This is a genomic window from Pseudomonas fluorescens (assembly GCF_902497895.1).
GTDB classification, from domain to species: Bacteria; Pseudomonadota; Gammaproteobacteria; order Pseudomonadales; family Pseudomonadaceae; genus Aquipseudomonas; species Aquipseudomonas fluorescens_BP.
Window position 1 is genome coordinate 22486 of the sequence record NZ_CABVHQ010000039.1, and the last position, 15947, is coordinate 38432.

Below are 15947 nucleotides of genomic sequence, written 5' to 3' on the forward strand. Positions count from 1 at the left end.
ATAACTCAAATTCATATTTTTCATGCTTTGGATAACTATCTGGAATGCGACCATGGACCTGGCCAACCTTAACGCTTTTATCGCGATCGCCGAGACCGGCAGTTTCTCCGGAGCCGGCGAGCGCCTGCACCTGACGCAGCCAGCGATCAGCAAACGCATTGCCGGGCTGGAACAGCAGCTCAAGGTGCGCCTGTTCGACCGGCTTGGCCGTGAAGTCGGCCTGACTGAAGCCGGGCGCGCATTGCTGCCGCGGGCCTACCAGATCCTCAACGTACTGGACGATACCCGTCGGGCACTGACCAATCTATCCGGCGAAGTGAGCGGGCGCCTGACTCTGGCCACCAGCCATCACATCGGCCTGCACCGCTTGCCACCTCTCTTGCGAGCCTTTACCCGGCGCTATCCCGAGGTAGCGCTGGATATCCAGTTTCTCGATTCGGAAGTGGCCTACGAAGAAATCCTCCATGGCCGCGCCGAGCTGGCGGTCATCACCCTTGCACCGGAGCCGCACACACTGGTGCGGGCGACGCCGGTCTGGGACGATCCGCTGGACTTCGTCGCCGCACCCGAACACCCGTTGGTCAACCATGGCGCGGTCAGCCTGGCCGACATCGCCCTGCATCCAGCGGTGTTCCCCGGCGGCAACACCTTTACTCACCATATTGTCCAGCGCCTGTTCGAAGGCCAGGGGCTGACACCGAATATCGCCATGAGCACCAATTATCTGGAAACCATCAAGATGATGGTCTCGATCGGCCTGGCCTGGAGCGTTTTGCCACGCACCATGCTCGATGATCAGGTGGCGCGCATCCCTTTACCGGGCATACAGCTCACTCGCCAGCTAGGCTATATCCTGCACACCGAACGGACGCTGTCGAATGCTGCACGGGCTTTCATGGCCTTGCTGGATGCACAAGTCGATTTGCCAGGGAGCCAGACATAACAACCGGGCATAAGTTGTGCTGACCCGCTATGGTTTGTCGTGCTAAATGCCCTATTCAGTTCAAGGCCTGCTGCCAATGCACAAACCCGCTGACCGTGTACCGCGTATGCCGCGTATCAAGGCAATCGACCCAAAAACCTCGGAGCAAAGCTGGGAAAGCGCTCCACAGTTGCTCGCTGCGCTGAACGGTGCACACTTGGGTGCCTGGTATTGGGACATCGAGCGCGGGCAAATCAGTTGGTCTCGTGGCACCCAGGCGTTGTTTGGCTTCGACCCACGGCAGCCGCTGCCGGCCGATCTGGAGTATCTGGACCTGCTGCCCGTCGAAGATCGGGCCAAAGCCACGCGCGCCTTCAATGCCGTGCTCGCCGGCGCGCCACTGGAGCAGGCGATGCATCACCGGATCCGCTGGCCGGACGGCAGTCTGCACTGGCTGGAGATCAACGGCAGTCTGTTGCCAGACAAGAACGGTAAACCACGAATGATCGGCGTGATCCGTGAGATCACCCATCAACGCCAGCGCGAACAAGCCCTGAGCAGTTCGGAAAAGCGCTTCGCCACATTGTTTCATCTGTGCCCGAACATGGTCCTGCTGACCCGTCAGGAAGACGGCCTGATCAGCGAAGCCAACCAGTATTTTGAAAGCCTGTTTGGCTGGCCGGTGCAGGATGCGATCGGCCGCACAACCCTGGAACTGGGGCTCTGGGTCCATCCGGAGCAACGTGCACAACTGATCAAGGCCACCAAGGCCAAGGGCGACCTGGTCAACATGGAGGTGCAGTTTCGGGCCAGCAGCGGGCAGATCCATGACGGCATTCTCAGCGCGCAAAAGGTCGAACTGGAAGGCCAGCCTTATCTGCTCAGTACCTTCCTCGACACCAGCGAACGAAAAAACGCCGAGCTAGCCCTGAAAGACAGCCAGGAACGCCTCGACCTGGCACTGGATTCCGCCCAGCTCGGCACCTGGGACTGGCACATTCCCAGCGGCATGCTCTATGGCTCGGCACGGGCGGCGCAGCTGCATGGCCTGGACCCAAAACCTTTCCACGAACCGTTCGATGCGTTTTTCGACGGGGTGCCCGGCGAAGAGCGCGACACCATGCGCGACGCCTACCGCAGCCTGCGCGAGGGACCGGCCGGCAGCTATCAATTGACCTATCGCGTGCAACTGGAAGACGGCAGCTCACGTTTTCTGGAAAGCCGTGCCCGACTCTACCGCGACGAAGACGGCAACCCGTTACGGATGGCCGGCACCTTGCTGGACATCACCGACCAGGTTGAGCGCGAGCAACGCCTGGTCACCTCGGAAGAGAAGTTCGCCAGCCTGTTCCAGGTCAGCCCGGACCCGATCTGCGTGACGCGCCAGGATACCGGCCAGTTCATCGAGATCAATTCCAGCTTTACCCAGACCTTTGGCTGGACCGCCACCGACGTCATGGACCGCAGCGCCGACCAGATCGGGCTCTGGGACGATTCGGCGAAACGCCAGCAGCGTATCGAACAAGTCATCCGCGAGCAGGCGCTGAATAATGTCGCGGTGATTGTTCATCACAAAGACGGGCAATCCTTGACCTGCGTGATCTCAAGTCGCCAGATCAGTGTCGGCGATCAGCCGTGCATCGTCACCACCCTGCGTGACATCACTCAGCAGCAACGCTCCGAAGCCGCGCTCAAGGCCAGCGAAGAGAAGTTCGCCAAGGCATTCCATTCCAGCCCCGACGCCATCACCATCTCCGAGCGCGACACCGGGCGTTACCTGGAGGTCAATGACGGTTTCTGTCGGCTGACCGGCTACCGCGCGGATGAAGTCATCGGGCGCACGGTGTATCAGGTCGGCATCTGGGCCGGAGAGAAACAGCGTTCAGCCTTGCTCGCCGAACTGCAGATAAAAGGCCGGGTCCATCACCAGGAAATGCTCGGCCGCAACAAGCGCGGCGAGATCCTCACGGTCGAAGTCTCGGTCGAACCCATCACCCTGAATGAAATCCACTGCCTGCTGCTGACGGCGCGAGACGTCAGCCTGCTGAAGAATGCCGAGGCGCAGATCCGCCACCTGGCCTACCACGACCCGCTGACCAATCTGCCCAACCGTGCACTGCTGATGGATCGCCTGAGCCAGCAGATCGCCCTGCTCAAACGGCATAACCTGCGTGGCGCGCTGCTGTTCCTCGATCTCGATCACTTCAAGCACATCAACGATTCCCTCGGCCATCCGGTGGGCGATACGGTGCTGAAAATCATCACGGCCCGCCTCGAGGCCAGTGTGCGCATGGAAGACACCGTCGCACGCCTGGGCGGCGACGAATTCGTGGTCCTGCTCAGCGGCCTCGAAGGCACCCGCAGCGAAGTCAGCGAACAAGTCCGGGAACTGGCCGATACCTTGCGCGAACTGCTGTCCGAACCGATGTTTCTCGACGGTCAACGCCTGCAGGTCACGCCGAGCATTGGCATCGCCTTGATTCCCGATCACGGCTCGACCCCGGCCGACCTGCTCAAGCGGGCGGACATCGCGCTCTACCGCGCCAAGGATTCAGGGCGCAATACCACGCAAATGTTCCACAACACCATGCAAAAGGCCGCCAGCGAGCGCCTGCGCATGGAAACCGACCTGCGCCTGGCCCTCTCGCGAGGCGAGTTCAGCGTGCACTTCCAGCCACAGGTCGATGCCCGCAACAACCGCATCGTCGGCGCCGAAGCCCTGGTTCGCTGGAATCACCCCGAACTGGGCGCGCAAGCCCCCGCCGAGTTCATCAAGGTGCTGGAAGACAGTGGGCTGATTCTGGAGGTCGGCACCTGGATTCTCGATGAAGCCTGCAAAGCCTTCCGCCAACTGATCGACGAAGGCCGAATCGATCCGCTCGACTTCAGTCTTTGCGTGAACATCAGCCCGCGACAATTTCGCCAGAATGACTTCGTCGAACGCATCGAACGCAGCCTGAGCAACCAGCAACTGCCCTGCTCACTGCTGAAGCTGGAGATCACCGAAGGCATCGTGATCCAGAACCTGGATGACACCGTCAACAAAATGCGCCGTTTGCAGAAGCTCGGCGTGAGCTTCGCCATGGACGATTTCGGCACCGGTTACTCCTCACTGACCTACCTCAAGCGCCTGCCCGTGGATGCGCTGAAAATCGACAAATCGTTCGTCCACGACGCCACCAGCGATCCGAACGACGCCGAAATCATCCGCGCGATCGTCGCCATGGCCCTCAGCCTCGAACTGACGGTGATTGCCGAAGGCGTGGAATCCCCTGAACAGCTTGGGTTTTTGCAGGGGCTGGGCTGCCATTTGTATCAGGGCTACCTGCATAGCCCGCCGCTGCCGCTGGATGAGTTCAAGAAGCGGCTCAAATAGGAGGAAGCGGGATCACTCGCACCTCCTGATCGGCAGAAGCCTGAGTCCAGAACAAACCTACACCAGACAAAGAAACGTCTGATTTATCTCCCGTATCGCCTTACCTAGCGTGTTCGTCCCTGCAGATAAAACAAGGACATAGACCGCATGAGGCGCTATCACATCACCGTCGGGGCCAAAACCACCGTCGACGGCACCGTGCGCACCGGTTGGGAGTACAGCACGATCAATGGCCTGGCCATGGCCCGCGAAGGCGATGAAGTCTATTGCCCGGAATGCGACAGTACCGGGGAGATTGCCTGCGACGGCCCGCACCTGGTGGACCTGCTGGATGGACGCCACGCCGCCCTGGACGGCGACCTCTGCAGGTGCAAGTGCGACCCGCCGCCGCGCCTGATTGCCAACCAGACCCTCAGGTGTCAGGAGATCGAGGGTGGTGGCGCCGTGCCGCGCCCCCGAGCCGCCGCTCAACCCGCCGCTACGACCTCAACCCATCGATCGGTAGCCGAGTCGCGCTCTTCCGGTTTCACGCCGGCACCGAGCCATCGCACACCAACTTTCAGCGAACTGCCGGGACGGATCTGCGAGAACCTCTGGCGCGGGTACCAGCAACGAGCCGAAGCCATTGTGGCGCCGAGCGGCACGCTGATCGCCGACCCCAAGGCGCGTAATCGCGCGATCAATGCCGCCTATGCCGGGTTATGGCTTGAGGATCAGCGTTTCCAGTGGGCGGGCCTCGCAGCTTTCGCGTCCAAACAGGTCGGTTGCGGCCTGCTGCACGCCGCCGATTCGATCGATAAAGTGCAGGCTGAATATGAGGCGGGACAGCGCTTGAGGAATAGCGCCAGGAAAGGGTTCTTTGGCTTGTTCAGCCGCAGTGAGCGTGACAGGCAGGCGAAACTGCGGGAGTTCGAGCAGACACAGCGCGATTACGAGCAAGCCTACCGCAACAACCCGTTGCCGAGCATCGACCTCGGGCGCGACGATGAATCGCTGTCGTATGCGCAGCAGCTGTACCAGTATGTGTACGAGATGCTGGCCATGGGCAATACCACGCTGTTTCTGGATGTGTTTCCGCTACATGCTTTTTACCAAGAACGTGGGTTGCAGGCGCTCAAAACCTGCTTGCCTTCACGCAAAAACATTTATGGGCATGACCAGCACCCGCTGCTGTGGCCGGTCGGCCAGAAGAAGCTAAGGTTCGGTAATAACTACGAGGAAATTTTGCAAGCCTTCGAAGCCATTGAGGCTGGCAACATCGCCGAAAGTGTTGAGCATCTGGCTTGGCACGAGCAGCGGAATATCCTGCAACCGGCGATGTACAGCGACCGGGGACTGGAATGGTTGCTACGCAGCAACCATGTCTCCTATGTCATTGGCTTCCCGTCCGGCGCCGCTGAAGCCATCGAACTGACACTGGCCAGCCAGTGCCGCCGCGTCGATGATGAACGTACAATTGGCTTCGGCAACAACGCCATGGCCGACCTGTCCGATATCCATCAGCGCATGCCCTTCGTGCTCAAGGCCGCGGCGCGGTTTGATGTGCTACTGCATGACAGCAATCGCTATCAGATCGAACAGGCGATTCAGGATATCGCCACAGGTCGGGGCGTGCGATGAGCCTGCTGCAACGCGTGGGCTGGCGACGGGGCGGGATTGGGCTGGCCTTTGTCGCACTCCTGGTGTTGGCGGCGGTACGCCTTGGCGCCAGTGAGCCAGAAATCGCGCTGGTGATTGGTGAGCCCTGGGAAGCCATGCGCCAGCGCTCCAGTGCAGCCATTGATCCAGCCATAGCGGGACATTTTTGGGGGAGATTACCGAGGTCGGATGCTCGCCTTCGTTTCATAGACCCTCAATACGGGTTCGTGACCCCACTGGCTCGCTTCTTCACGGTGAGTTTCAATAGTGATGAGTTAGTCAACAGTGTCCGAATGTCCCCGCAGATTGAGCCGCTGTTGCTCGACGATACGCTCAAGATCGTGCTGGATCTGCAGGAGCAATGGCGTAAAGGGGGTTGGATACCAATCCGGGTCAAGGACGATCCACCGTTCGCCGACACGCCGCAATGGCGTATCCGATTGCGCGACGTGAATAAAGGCGGAACGTCTTATTGGCAAGCGGGCAACCAGTATCAAGCGATGCTAGTGGTCGGGCGTTTCGAGGATGACAAGCGCCCCGACGAGGAGCGCTACCTCATCACGCTGGCGCTAGCCAGGCCATGGGTTGAGCCTTGACCCTTCGCATTGATGAAAGGCGCACCATTGGCTTCGGCAACAACCCCGTGGCCGACCTGTCCGATATCCTTCAGCGCATGCCCTTCGTGCGAAATATTCACCATGCATTTTCAAGTTGGCGTTATGGCTTGTTTGCAGTGCTGCAGCGTTCAATGCAGCAGGCCGCATCTGGGCCTGCGCCAATGGCACAAGGTGCATTACTCCTCATGAATAACGTCGCCACAGCTTTAACCCCACTTCATCTCGAATGTCGGAGCAGGCGTGGATGAGGCGGGCAACATCCTCCTCGGTCAGTCCCGAGTTCATTGAGAGCCGCATCAGCGAGCGGTTGAGACCGGTAGCCGGGGCGCAGAAGACCGAGCCAAAAATGCCTCGTGATTGCAGTGCATTTCGCAGCAGCAGGGTCAGCCGTTCAGGACCGGGTTCCAGGGCGATGATCTGCTCGGTTCCAGCACGGACGTCATATCCCAGTTGCGTCAGTGTGGTTCTGACCTGATGGGTAATGGCGTGTAGCCGCGCTCGACGTCCATTGGCCTGTTGTAGAAAATCAGCTGCCCGGTCGAACCAGGCCAGTTCATGGTCAAGCAGGCTGGAGCTGAAAATGGCCGGATAGGACTCCATGGCAAAATAGTCCTTGAACCCACGGGGGCACGTGATCAAACCGGCGCGCCCGGCGAATGCTTTTGCCAGGCTGATGGTTTGGAAATGAACCTTGGAAAACAGCTGATGCTGGGCGACCAGTCCTGCTCCCTGTGGCCCGTGTGTCCCCAGCGAATGAGATTCGTCGACCACCAGGGCGCAGTCGTAGCGTTGTGCAATGTCGGTAAAGTCAGCCAATGGGCAGAGGCTGCCATTGGTGCTGTAGACCGCATCGACCGCTATGACGCCTCGCCCGTGTTTCTTGATTTGCCGTTCCGCGTGGGTGGCATCGTTGTGGGCGAAAGCGACAGCACGCGCGCCGGCCGCATGCGCTCCCTGCCAGAGGGACATGTGCGCATTGATATCCAGATAGACCGGGATGTGCTGACTGGCGATGGCTTGCAGCAGGCCCACATTGGCAGCCCAGCCTGATTGGCAAAGAATGCTGTCTTGAGCACCCGTGAACTGCGCCAGCCGCGCCTCTAGCCGGGCGGTAGGCGTGTCCCCGTGGAGGAAGGCTGCGGACATCAAGAGTTGGTGTTCGGATTGAAGCACCGCCTGGGCTTGAGCTTCGATCAACGAGCGCTCTGCTTGCAGGCAAAGGTAGTCGTTACTCGACAGGTGCAAGGCATCCGGGTCGGGTGTCAAGCCGTGCAGAGGATGCTGTCCAGCCCATCGTTGCTGGATGCGACCAAGGATATGGCCTTCGATTCGTAATTGAATAAAGTCAGGCAGTGGCGCCATGGACGCCTCCCTCCATAGAGCAATCGATTCGTCCTGAACGCCAGGAACGTGAGCTCACTACACGCCCGGTCTCGCTTTATGGCTACTGTAAGAATTGACAGTATTTTTAGAATTCAGACCAACGGCTGTCAGACAAAGTGGAGGCTGATCCATTTCAAAAATGCCCTTCGCAAGGACATTCGGGACGCACGCTCCATGTCAGCGGAGGTTGCAGATACGGTAGGTGGCTGTCGCCGTTGCCAGGACCTCGCCGGCTTCATTGATCAGCCGACCCGAGGTAAAGCAAATCGCGCCCTTTGCATGATCGACCCGGCCCCATCCGATAATTCGACCTGGCGATGCGGGGCTGACGAAACTGGTTTTCGATTCGATCGTCACGGCGATTTGGTTGACCGGCAAGTTTGCGTATATGGCAGGTCCCATGCAGTCGTCCAGCATGGCCGAGAGCATTCCGCCCTGAATATTGCCCATTGGATTGGTTAACGAAACCGCGGCGTCAAACTCGATATGCGCTTCGCATTGCTCTTCATCGTAATCGACGAATTTCCACCCCAGCAAGATGGCGGCATTCGGCAACGGAAGTTTACCAGTGACTACTTTCCAGAATAACGCGTCGCGATTCATGGTTGGCTACCTTCGACTGTGGGGTATTGGGGGGCTTGCGCCGGGGCTATATGTACCGACCTGAGAGCACTGCAAACGTGAATCCAAGCAATGACAGAATCACTAGCAAAACAGCGCTTCGGACAGGTGTCGGTGCATTGGTTTTCTTTCGCACATAGGTGGCCACCGCTACGGGAGGGGAAAGGGCAATCAGGCAGAACAATTGAAATACGATCAGCTGGACAAACTCCCCATCAGCGGAGAACAACCAGTACAGGAGGAAAAATCCTGCCAGCGCCAATGCCAACCAGGCCGCCCCGGTGACCTTGATCAGCGCCAGGAGTAGCACCTGAGTACGTGGTTCGACTTCGCTCCAACGACGGCCCATGGCGATGCCGTGGTAGGGCATGAAGTCAGACCGCTTCAAGTAAGCGATCGAGAAAGCTAAAACGATCAGAAAAGCCAGCGAGTAGCTGACGAGCGCAAACCAGGCAAACAGGTTCATGGCAAGGTCTCCAATCAGTGTGCCAGGGGACACGATTGACTATCGCGCAACACCTGTCTGGAAGACTGCGTCCTGCCTGAGGTCAATGGGTGTTAACAAAACACGTTGACTGGTTTTCATGCCGTTCACCTCGTTCGAAAGCCTGTCTGGCCCGAGCACGATCTAACCTAGTTTGTGATTTGACGCTTGTCTACTGTCAGAAATAACAGGTGTGCACCCTCGAACTCGCTCCACAGGCCATGTTTTTTTGCACAACGGATCCCTGACCCGTATTAGACTTTCGTATAGTGTTGTCGTTTACGTAAACGTAATAGTGTCTGCAGCGCCATAACCAATAAAAACAATCAAGGTTAGAGGGCTCCACATGTCACCAGAGATCGTGTTGGAAACGCGTGGCTTGACCAAGGAATTTCGCGGTTTCACCGCGGTGGACTCGGTCGATCTACGTGTGCAGAAGGGGCACATCCACGCACTGATCGGACCCAACGGGGCCGGCAAAACTACCGTTTTCAATCTCCTCACCAAGTTCCTCCCGCCCACTCGTGGAGAGATCCTCTACCTGGGCCAGCCGATCACCCGTTTCAAACCCAATGAAATTGCCCGTCTGGGCCTGGTGCGGTCATTTCAGATATCCGCGGTGTTCGGCCACATGAGTGTGGTGGAGAACGTTCGGGTGGCGCTGCAGCGCAAGCTGGGTAACTCCTTTCACTTCTGGAAGTCCGAGCGCAGCCTCGATGCCCTTAATGAGCAGGCTCTGCAGATGCTGGAGGAAGTCGGTCTGCTCGACTATGCCGACACCCTGACCATTGAATTGCCCTATGGCCGCAAGCGCGCCCTGGAATTGGCCACCACCCTGGCACTCGATCCCACGGTGCTGTTGCTCGACGAACCGACCCAGGGCATGGGCCGCGAGGACGTGAACATGGTCATTGGCCTGGTGCGCCGTGCCGCTATAGGGCGCACGGTGCTGATGGTCGAGCACAACCTCGGGGTGGTCAGCGAACTGTGCGACCGGATTACCGTGCTGGCCCGTGGTGCGATTCTCGCCGAAGGCGACTATGCCAGCGTTTCCGCCAATCCGCTGGTGCGCGAGGCCTACCTGGGCAGTGAAGCCACCTGCCTCGAGGGGGCTCACCCATGAGCAGTCTGCACAACCCGGATTTCGAGCAGCTGCGGGTCGGCGACCTGCATGCCTTCTATGGCGAATCACACATTCTGCATGGCATCGACCTGCAGGTGCGGCGCGGTGAACTGGTCACCCTGCTTGGACGCAACGGCTCGGGGCGTTCCACCACCCTGCGGGCGATCATGAATATGGTAGGCCGGCGCACCGGCTCGATCGTGGTCAACGGCAACGAGACCATCGGTCTGGCCGCGCACCTGATCCCGCGTCTGGGCGTCGGTTATTGCCCGGAAGAGCGCGGTATTTTCGCCAGCCTCAATGTCGAGGAAAACCTCCTGCTGCCACCGATGGTGCGCAGTGACGGCATGAGCCTCGACGAAATCTACGAGATGTTCCCCAATCTTTACGAGCGGCGTTTCAGCCAGGGCACCCGACTGTCCGGCGGCGAGCAGCAAATGCTGGCCATGGCGCGGATCCTGCGCACGGGCGCCAATCTGTTGCTGCTGGACGAGATCACCGAAGGCCTGGCCCCGGTGATCGTGCAGAAGCTGGCCGAGGTGCTGATCAAGCTCAAGAAGAAGGGCCTGACCATTGTGTTGGTGGAGCAGAATTTCCGCTTCGCCGCACCTCTGGCTGACCGCCATTACTTGATGGACCACGGTCAGATCGTGGAGGAAATCAGCGCCGCTGAACTGGAGTCGAAACAAGAGCTCCTGCAGAACTGTCTCGGCGTCTGAGACCCGTTTTACCCCTGGCTACATCTATGTCGGCGCGGCTCCAGGGCTGCCGGCACGGGGTTGCTTTGCCCGGAACAACAACAATAACTGTGGAAAGTGGGTGAACTAGATGAAGGTTTTTCAGAAGACTGCACGCGCCATTCTCGTCTCCAGCCTGATCGCCAGCGCCGCCCAGGCGCAGGTCAGCGACGACGAGGTGCGAATCGGCTACCTGGCCGATATGTCCGGGACTTACCGCGACCTCTCCGGCCCCGGTGGCCTGGAAGCATTAAATATGGCCGTCGAGGACTTCGGCGGTCAGGTCAACGGCAAGAAGATCGTGGTGTTCAGTGCCGATGACCTGAACAAGCCGGATGTCGGCGCCAACACCGTGCGCCAGTGGGTCGATGAGCGCAATGTCGACATGGTCACCGGCATGGTGGCGTCCTCGGTGGTACTGGCGGCGAGCAAGGTGGTGGAGCAGGCCGGCAAACTGGCGCTGATTTCCGGCGCGGCGGCTTCCAGCCTGACCAACGAATTCTGCTCGCCCAATCACATCCACTGGACCTACGACTCTTTCGCGCTGGCCAACGGCACCGCCAAGGCCGTGCTCGCTTCCGGGGGCAAGAACTGGTTCATCCTGACGGCCGACTATGCCTTCGGTCATGCGATGGAATCCGACATCACCAAGGTCGTCGAGGCCGATGGCGGCAAGGTGGTCGGCAAGGTTCGCCATCCGTTCCCGAGCAGCGATTTTTCTTCCTACATCTTGCAGGCCCAAGGCTCCGGCGCTGATGTGATCGCCTTTGCCAACGCCGGTTCCGATACCGTCAATTCGCTGATGACCGCCAGTCAGTTCGGCATTGCCCAGTCCGGTCAAAAGCTGGCCGGCATGGTGGTGTTCCTCAACGACATCCATGCCATGGGCCTGGATGTGACCCAGGGGCTGATGCTGACCACCGGCTGGTACTGGGACATGAACGACGACAGCCGCGCCTGGGCGCAGCGCTACTTCAAGCGCACCGGCAAGATGCCGGGCATGGTGCCGGCGGGTATCTACTCGGCGACCATGAACTACCTGAGCGCGGTCAAGGCCAGCGGTAGCGACGATGCGCAGGCGGTGCGCGCGCAGATGGTGGCGACCCCGGTCAACGACATGTTCGCCAGGAACGGCACGATCCGCGCCGATGGCCGCATGGTCCACGACATGTACCTGGTCCAGGTCAAGACCCCGGCCGAATCGAAGGGGGAGTGGGACCTGTACAAGATCGTGCGGACCATTCCGGGGGAAGAAGCCTACCGTCCGCTGGCCGAAAGCAAGTGCAAGCTGCTGACGAAAAGCTGATCGGCATGTGACTCCAGCTACTTACCCGGCTGCCGGCAGCCGGGTGTCACGGACTTTCAGCGGGTGGTAAATCATGACTATCGTATTCGGTATTCCCCTGAGCGTACTGTTCGGCCAGGTGCTCCTGGGGCTGATCAACGGGGCTTTCTATGCCTTGCTCAGCCTGGGCCTGGCGATCATCTTCGGGCTGCTGCGGATCATCAACTTTGCCCATGGCGCCCAGTACATGCTCGGTGCCTTCACCGCAGTAATGGGGCTCAACTACCTGGGCGTGAACTATTGGGTCGCGTTGGTGCTGGCGCCGCTGTTGGTCGGCGTCCTCGGCATGCTCATCGAGCGTGGCCTGTTGCGGCGGATAGCCGGTGAGGATCACCTCTACGGCCTGCTGCTGACCTTTGGCCTGGCGCTGATCGTCGAGGGCTCCTTCGTCAAGCTGTTCGGCGTCTCCGGGTCCTCCTACCCGATGCCGGAGCTGCTCAAGGGCGGCTACAACCTCGGTTTCATGTTCCTGCCGACCTACCGCGCCTGGGTGGTGGTGGCCGCGCTGGTGGTGTGTGTGGCCACCTGGTTCATGATCGAGCGCACTCGTCTGGGTTCCTACCTGCGGGCCGGTACCGAGAATCCGAAGCTGATGCAGGCGTTCGGCATCAACGTGCCGCTGCTGATCACCCTGACCTATGGCTATGGCGCAGCCCTGGCGGCGTTCGCCGGTGTACTGGCCGCGCCGATCTACTCGGTCACGCCGACCATGGGCGCCAACCTGCTGATCGTGGTGTTCGCCGTGGTGGTGATCGGCGGCATGGGCTCAATCATGGGCGCCATCATCACTGGCCTGGCCATGGGCCTGATCGAGGGGGTGACCAAGGTTTTTTATCCTGAGGCGGCCAACACCGTGGTGTTCCTGGTCATGGTGCTGGTGTTGCTGGTTCGTCCCGCGGGACTGTTCGGAAAGGAGGCGTAAACATGACGAGTCTGGAAATCAAGCAGGGCGCTCGCGTCCCGCAACCGCAGGTGGTCCAGGAGCGGCGTCAGGCCGCCATACGGCGCAAGCGTTGGTTCTATCTGGCACTGTTTGCCATAGCGCTGGCCGCGCCGCTGGCGGTGTACCCGGTGTTCCTGATGAAGCTTTTGTGCTTCGCGTTGTTCGCCTGCGCCTTCAACCTGTTGCTCGGCTACGCCGGTCTGCTGTCCTTCGGTCATGCCGCCTTCCTCGCCAGCGGGGGTTATGTCACCGGTTACCTGCTTAGCCACTACAGCGGCCTGGGGACCGAATTGGGCATTCTCGCCGGGACCCTGGCATCCGCCGCGCTCGGGCTGCTGTTCGGCCTGCTGGCGATCCGGCGCCAGGGCATCTACTTCGCCATGATTACCCTGGCGTTGGCGCAGCTGGTGTTCTTCATCTATGTGCAGGCGCCATTCACTGGGGGCGAAAACGGTCTGCACGGCGTGCCCCGTGGCCGACTGCTTGGCCTGTTCGACCTGAACAACAACCTGACGATGTACTACTTCGTCCTCGCGGTGTTCGTGTTCGGCTATGCCGTCATCCAGCGCACCATCCACTCGCCCTACGGGCAGGTGCTCAAGGCGATCCGCGAGAACGAGCCGCGAGCGATTTCCCTCGGTTACAACGTCGATGCGCACAAGCTGCTGGCCTTCGTCATCTCCGCCGCGCTGACCGGCCTGGCCGGCTCGACCAAGACGGTGGTGTTCCAGCTGGCGTCGTTGACCGACGCCCATTGGCACATGTCCGGCGAGGTGATCCTGATGACCCTGCTCGGCGGAGTGGGCACCGTGCTCGGCCCGTTCGTCGGCGCCACAGTGGTAGTCACCCTGCAGAGCTACCTGTCCAACGGACCGCTGGGGGAGTGGGTGCACGTGATCCTCGGCATGATCTTCGTCATCTGCGTGCTGCTGTTCCGGGTCGGCATAGTCGGCTGGGTACTCAAGCTGGCCCGGCGCAATTTCTAGGGCTTGCCCACCCTGTAGGAGCGAGCTTGCTCGCGATGGTCGTTAACGATAACGCGGGTTTTCTGAATGCACGCGACGCCCTTGGGTCCATCGCGAGCAAGCTCGCTCCTACAAGGACGTTAACGATAACGCATGTGTTCTGTATAAACGCGCTGCCCTGTAGGAGCGAGCTTGCTCGCGATGGTCGTTAACGATAACGCGGGTTTTCTGAATGCACGCGGCGCCCTTGGGTCCATCGCGAGCAAGCTCGCTCCTACCTTGACCGAAGAAAATCCAGTTATCCAATAAGAAGAGAGATTTATGCACGTCATTCGTTCTGCCTGTGTTTTTCTGCTGCCCGGCCTCGCCGGCGCTATTGGGGTCTGTTCTCCCGCTTCGGCTGAGTTCCTTGCTGACAGCAAGGCCAGTCTGGACATGCGCAATTTCTATATGAACCGCGACTTCCGCCAGCCAGCGGCCCCACAAAACAAGGGCGAGGAGTGGGCACAAGGATTCCTGCTGCGCTACGAGTCCGGTTACACCGAAGGACCGGTGGGCGTCGGGGTCGATGCTCTTGGTCTGCTCGGCATCAAGCTGGATTCGAGCCCGGATCGCGCGGGCGCCACCGGCCTGCTGCCGCGTAGCGCCGAGTCGAGGAGGGCACCCGATGAAAACAGCGAGCTTGGCCTGACCGCCAAGCTACGGGTCTCCAAGTCCACCCTCAAGGCGGGGACGCTGATTCCCAAGCTGCCGGTATTGCAACCCAACGATTCGCGCCTGCTGCCACAGACCTTCCAGGGTGGCTGGCTGAACTCGACGGACCTCGCGGGCCTGACCTTCGACGCCGGTCGCCTCACTCAGGTGAACCAGCGCGACTCGACCAACCGCGAAGACATGACGCTGATGAAAGGCCCCAGGCGCAACATCGTGACCGGGGCAAAGTCCACCACCGACAAGTTCGACTTTGTCGGTGGCAACTATATGTGGAGCAAGGCGCTGAGCACGGGCTACCACTATGCGCAACTGGACGATCTGTACAAGCAGCATTACCTGACGCTGGTGCATGTGTTGCCGGTTACCGAGGGGCAGGCGCTGAAATCCGATCTGCGTTGGGCCCGTTCGACCGATGACGGCAGCAGCAACGTCGACAACAAAATGCTCGGCGCCATGTTCACCTACTCACTGGGCGCGCATGCTTTCGGTCTCGGCTACCAGAAAATGCACGGCGATACCGGTTTCGCCAACGTTCACGGCACCGACCCGTACCTGGTCAACTTGCTGCAGATCAACGACTTCGGCAATCAGGACGAGCGTTCCCTGCAAGCCCGTTACGATTTCAACTTTGCCGGCCTCGGCATTCCCGGCCTGACCTTCATGACCCGCTATGTAAAAGGCGATCAGGTCGACCTGGGGGCAGCTTCCGGAACCGGCAAGGAGTGGGAGCGCAACACCGACATCGGCTACGTGATCCAGAGTGGCGCGCTGAAAAACGTCGGCATCAAATGGCGCAACGCGACCTATCGCTCGAGCTTTGCCAGTGAAATCGACGAAAACCGCCTGATCGTCAGCTACAGTTTGCCGATCTGGTAGGGCTGTCCTGGGTACAAATCAGAAAGCAAGATCAAAAGATCGCAGCCTGCGGCAGCTCCTACGCCGACCGCGTACATCCGCAATTTTGCGGGTGTACAAAAATCCCCCTGTAGGAGCTGCCGCAGGCTGCGATCTTTTGAGGGGCACACAAAGATGACGTCCCATTGAACGTCTATGCTGGGCTTACCCCCCATACCTGTGCA

The 15947-nt window shown here is 59.9% G+C and carries 13 protein-coding genes; 10 read left to right on the forward strand and 3 right to left on the reverse strand.

The window, feature by feature from the left end; all coding sequences use genetic code 11:
- Positions 1 to 52 precede the first annotated feature (52 nt).
- The 4 genes from F8N21_RS19255 to F8N21_RS19270 all read left to right on the forward strand — a co-directional run bounded on the left by F8N21_RS19255 (position 53) and on the right by F8N21_RS19270 (position 6532).
- On the forward strand, positions 53 to 943 hold the full coding sequence (locus tag F8N21_RS19255; protein ID WP_150643616.1) for a LysR family transcriptional regulator: 891 nt from the start codon (positions 53 to 55) through the stop codon (positions 941 to 943).
- 76 nt (positions 944 to 1019) lie between these two features.
- On the forward strand, positions 1020 to 4298 hold the full coding sequence (locus F8N21_RS19260) for a PAS domain S-box protein (protein WP_150643639.1): 3279 nt from the start codon (positions 1020 to 1022) through the stop codon (positions 4296 to 4298).
- Between the two features lie 147 nt (positions 4299 to 4445).
- Positions 4446 to 5918, forward strand: coding sequence for a PAAR domain-containing protein (locus F8N21_RS19265; RefSeq protein ID WP_150643617.1), 1473 nt, complete (start codon positions 4446 to 4448; stop codon positions 5916 to 5918).
- Positions 5915 to 6532: a hypothetical protein gene (locus tag F8N21_RS19270; RefSeq protein WP_150643618.1), complete on the forward strand. Its 618-nt coding sequence runs from the start codon at positions 5915 to 5917 to the stop codon at positions 6530 to 6532. The genes F8N21_RS19265 and F8N21_RS19270 overlap by 4 nt, the downstream gene beginning before the upstream one ends.
- A gap of 204 nt (positions 6533 to 6736) precedes the next feature.
- On the opposite strand, the gene cqsA is transcribed toward F8N21_RS19270, so the two are convergent.
- The 3 genes from cqsA to F8N21_RS19290 form a co-directional block, all read right to left on the reverse strand.
- Positions 6737 to 7915: an alpha-hydroxyketone-type quorum-sensing autoinducer synthase gene (gene cqsA / locus F8N21_RS19280; protein ID WP_150643620.1), complete on the reverse strand. Its 1179-nt coding sequence runs from the start codon at positions 7913 to 7915 to the stop codon at positions 6737 to 6739.
- A 198-nt stretch (positions 7916 to 8113) separates the two neighbouring features.
- The gene (locus tag F8N21_RS19285) at positions 8114 to 8539 is read right to left on the reverse strand and encodes a PaaI family thioesterase (RefSeq protein WP_150643621.1); all 426 of its coding nucleotides are present in this window, start codon (positions 8537 to 8539) and stop codon (positions 8114 to 8116) included.
- A gap of 46 nt (positions 8540 to 8585) precedes the next feature.
- Entirely contained in the window at positions 8586 to 9023 is a 438-nt protein-coding gene (locus F8N21_RS19290) for a hypothetical protein (protein ID WP_150643622.1), read from the reverse strand.
- Between the two features lie 364 nt (positions 9024 to 9387).
- Here F8N21_RS19290 and F8N21_RS19295 point away from each other — a divergent pair, with 364 nt between their 5' ends.
- From F8N21_RS19295 to F8N21_RS19320, 6 genes are all read left to right on the forward strand, one after another.
- Positions 9388 to 10164 (forward strand): ABC transporter ATP-binding protein, encoded by a 777-nt coding sequence (locus F8N21_RS19295; protein ID WP_150643623.1) that lies wholly within the window; start codon positions 9388 to 9390, stop codon positions 10162 to 10164.
- Positions 10161 to 10883: an ABC transporter ATP-binding protein gene (locus F8N21_RS19300; RefSeq protein WP_150643624.1), complete on the forward strand. Its 723-nt coding sequence runs from the start codon at positions 10161 to 10163 to the stop codon at positions 10881 to 10883. Before F8N21_RS19295 ends, F8N21_RS19300 begins: the two co-directional genes overlap by 4 nt.
- A gap of 109 nt (positions 10884 to 10992) precedes the next feature.
- Positions 10993 to 12207 carry an ABC transporter substrate-binding protein gene (locus F8N21_RS19305; RefSeq protein WP_150643625.1) on the forward strand — a complete coding sequence of 405 codons (1215 nt, stop codon included), beginning with the start codon at positions 10993 to 10995 and terminating at the stop codon, positions 12205 to 12207.
- 73 nt (positions 12208 to 12280) lie between these two features.
- Positions 12281 to 13168, forward strand: coding sequence for a branched-chain amino acid ABC transporter permease (locus tag F8N21_RS19310; protein ID WP_150643626.1), 888 nt, complete (start codon positions 12281 to 12283; stop codon positions 13166 to 13168).
- 2 nt (positions 13169 to 13170) lie between these two features.
- Positions 13171 to 14175, forward strand: coding sequence for a branched-chain amino acid ABC transporter permease (locus F8N21_RS19315; RefSeq protein WP_150643627.1), 1005 nt, complete (start codon positions 13171 to 13173; stop codon positions 14173 to 14175).
- A 300-nt stretch (positions 14176 to 14475) separates the two neighbouring features.
- On the forward strand, positions 14476 to 15744 hold the full coding sequence (locus F8N21_RS19320) for an OprD family porin (protein WP_150643628.1): 1269 nt from the start codon (positions 14476 to 14478) through the stop codon (positions 15742 to 15744).
- Positions 15745 to 15947: the final 203 nt, after the last annotated feature.

What these genes read in the sequence shown, in the direction of transcription:
- F8N21_RS19320 (WP_150643628.1), top strand. Translation starts at nt 14,476, where the DNA reads ATGCACGTCATTCGTTCTGCCTGTGTTTTTCTGCTGCCCGGCCTCGCC.
- F8N21_RS19285 (WP_150643621.1), bottom strand. Translation starts at nt 8,539, where the DNA reads ATGAATCGCGACGCGTTATTCTGGAAAGTAGTCACTGGTAAACTTCCG.
- F8N21_RS19315 (WP_150643627.1), top strand. Translation starts at nt 13,171, where the DNA reads ATGACGAGTCTGGAAATCAAGCAGGGCGCTCGCGTCCCGCAACCGCAG.
- F8N21_RS19310 (WP_150643626.1), top strand. Translation starts at nt 12,281, where the DNA reads ATGACTATCGTATTCGGTATTCCCCTGAGCGTACTGTTCGGCCAGGTG.
- F8N21_RS19255 (WP_150643616.1), top strand. Translation starts at nt 53, where the DNA reads ATGGACCTGGCCAACCTTAACGCTTTTATCGCGATCGCCGAGACCGGC.
- F8N21_RS19305 (WP_150643625.1), top strand. Translation starts at nt 10,993, where the DNA reads ATGAAGGTTTTTCAGAAGACTGCACGCGCCATTCTCGTCTCCAGCCTG.
- F8N21_RS19270 (WP_150643618.1), top strand. Translation starts at nt 5,915, where the DNA reads ATGAGCCTGCTGCAACGCGTGGGCTGGCGACGGGGCGGGATTGGGCTG.
- F8N21_RS19300 (WP_150643624.1), top strand. Translation starts at nt 10,161, where the DNA reads ATGAGCAGTCTGCACAACCCGGATTTCGAGCAGCTGCGGGTCGGCGAC.
- F8N21_RS19260 (WP_150643639.1), top strand. Translation starts at nt 1,020, where the DNA reads ATGCACAAACCCGCTGACCGTGTACCGCGTATGCCGCGTATCAAGGCA.
- F8N21_RS19290 (WP_150643622.1), bottom strand. Translation starts at nt 9,023, where the DNA reads ATGAACCTGTTTGCCTGGTTTGCGCTCGTCAGCTACTCGCTGGCTTTT.
- F8N21_RS19295 (WP_150643623.1), top strand. Translation starts at nt 9,388, where the DNA reads ATGTCACCAGAGATCGTGTTGGAAACGCGTGGCTTGACCAAGGAATTT.
- F8N21_RS19265 (WP_150643617.1), top strand. Translation starts at nt 4,446, where the DNA reads ATGAGGCGCTATCACATCACCGTCGGGGCCAAAACCACCGTCGACGGC.
- cqsA (WP_150643620.1), bottom strand. Translation starts at nt 7,915, where the DNA reads ATGGCGCCACTGCCTGACTTTATTCAATTACGAATCGAAGGCCATATC.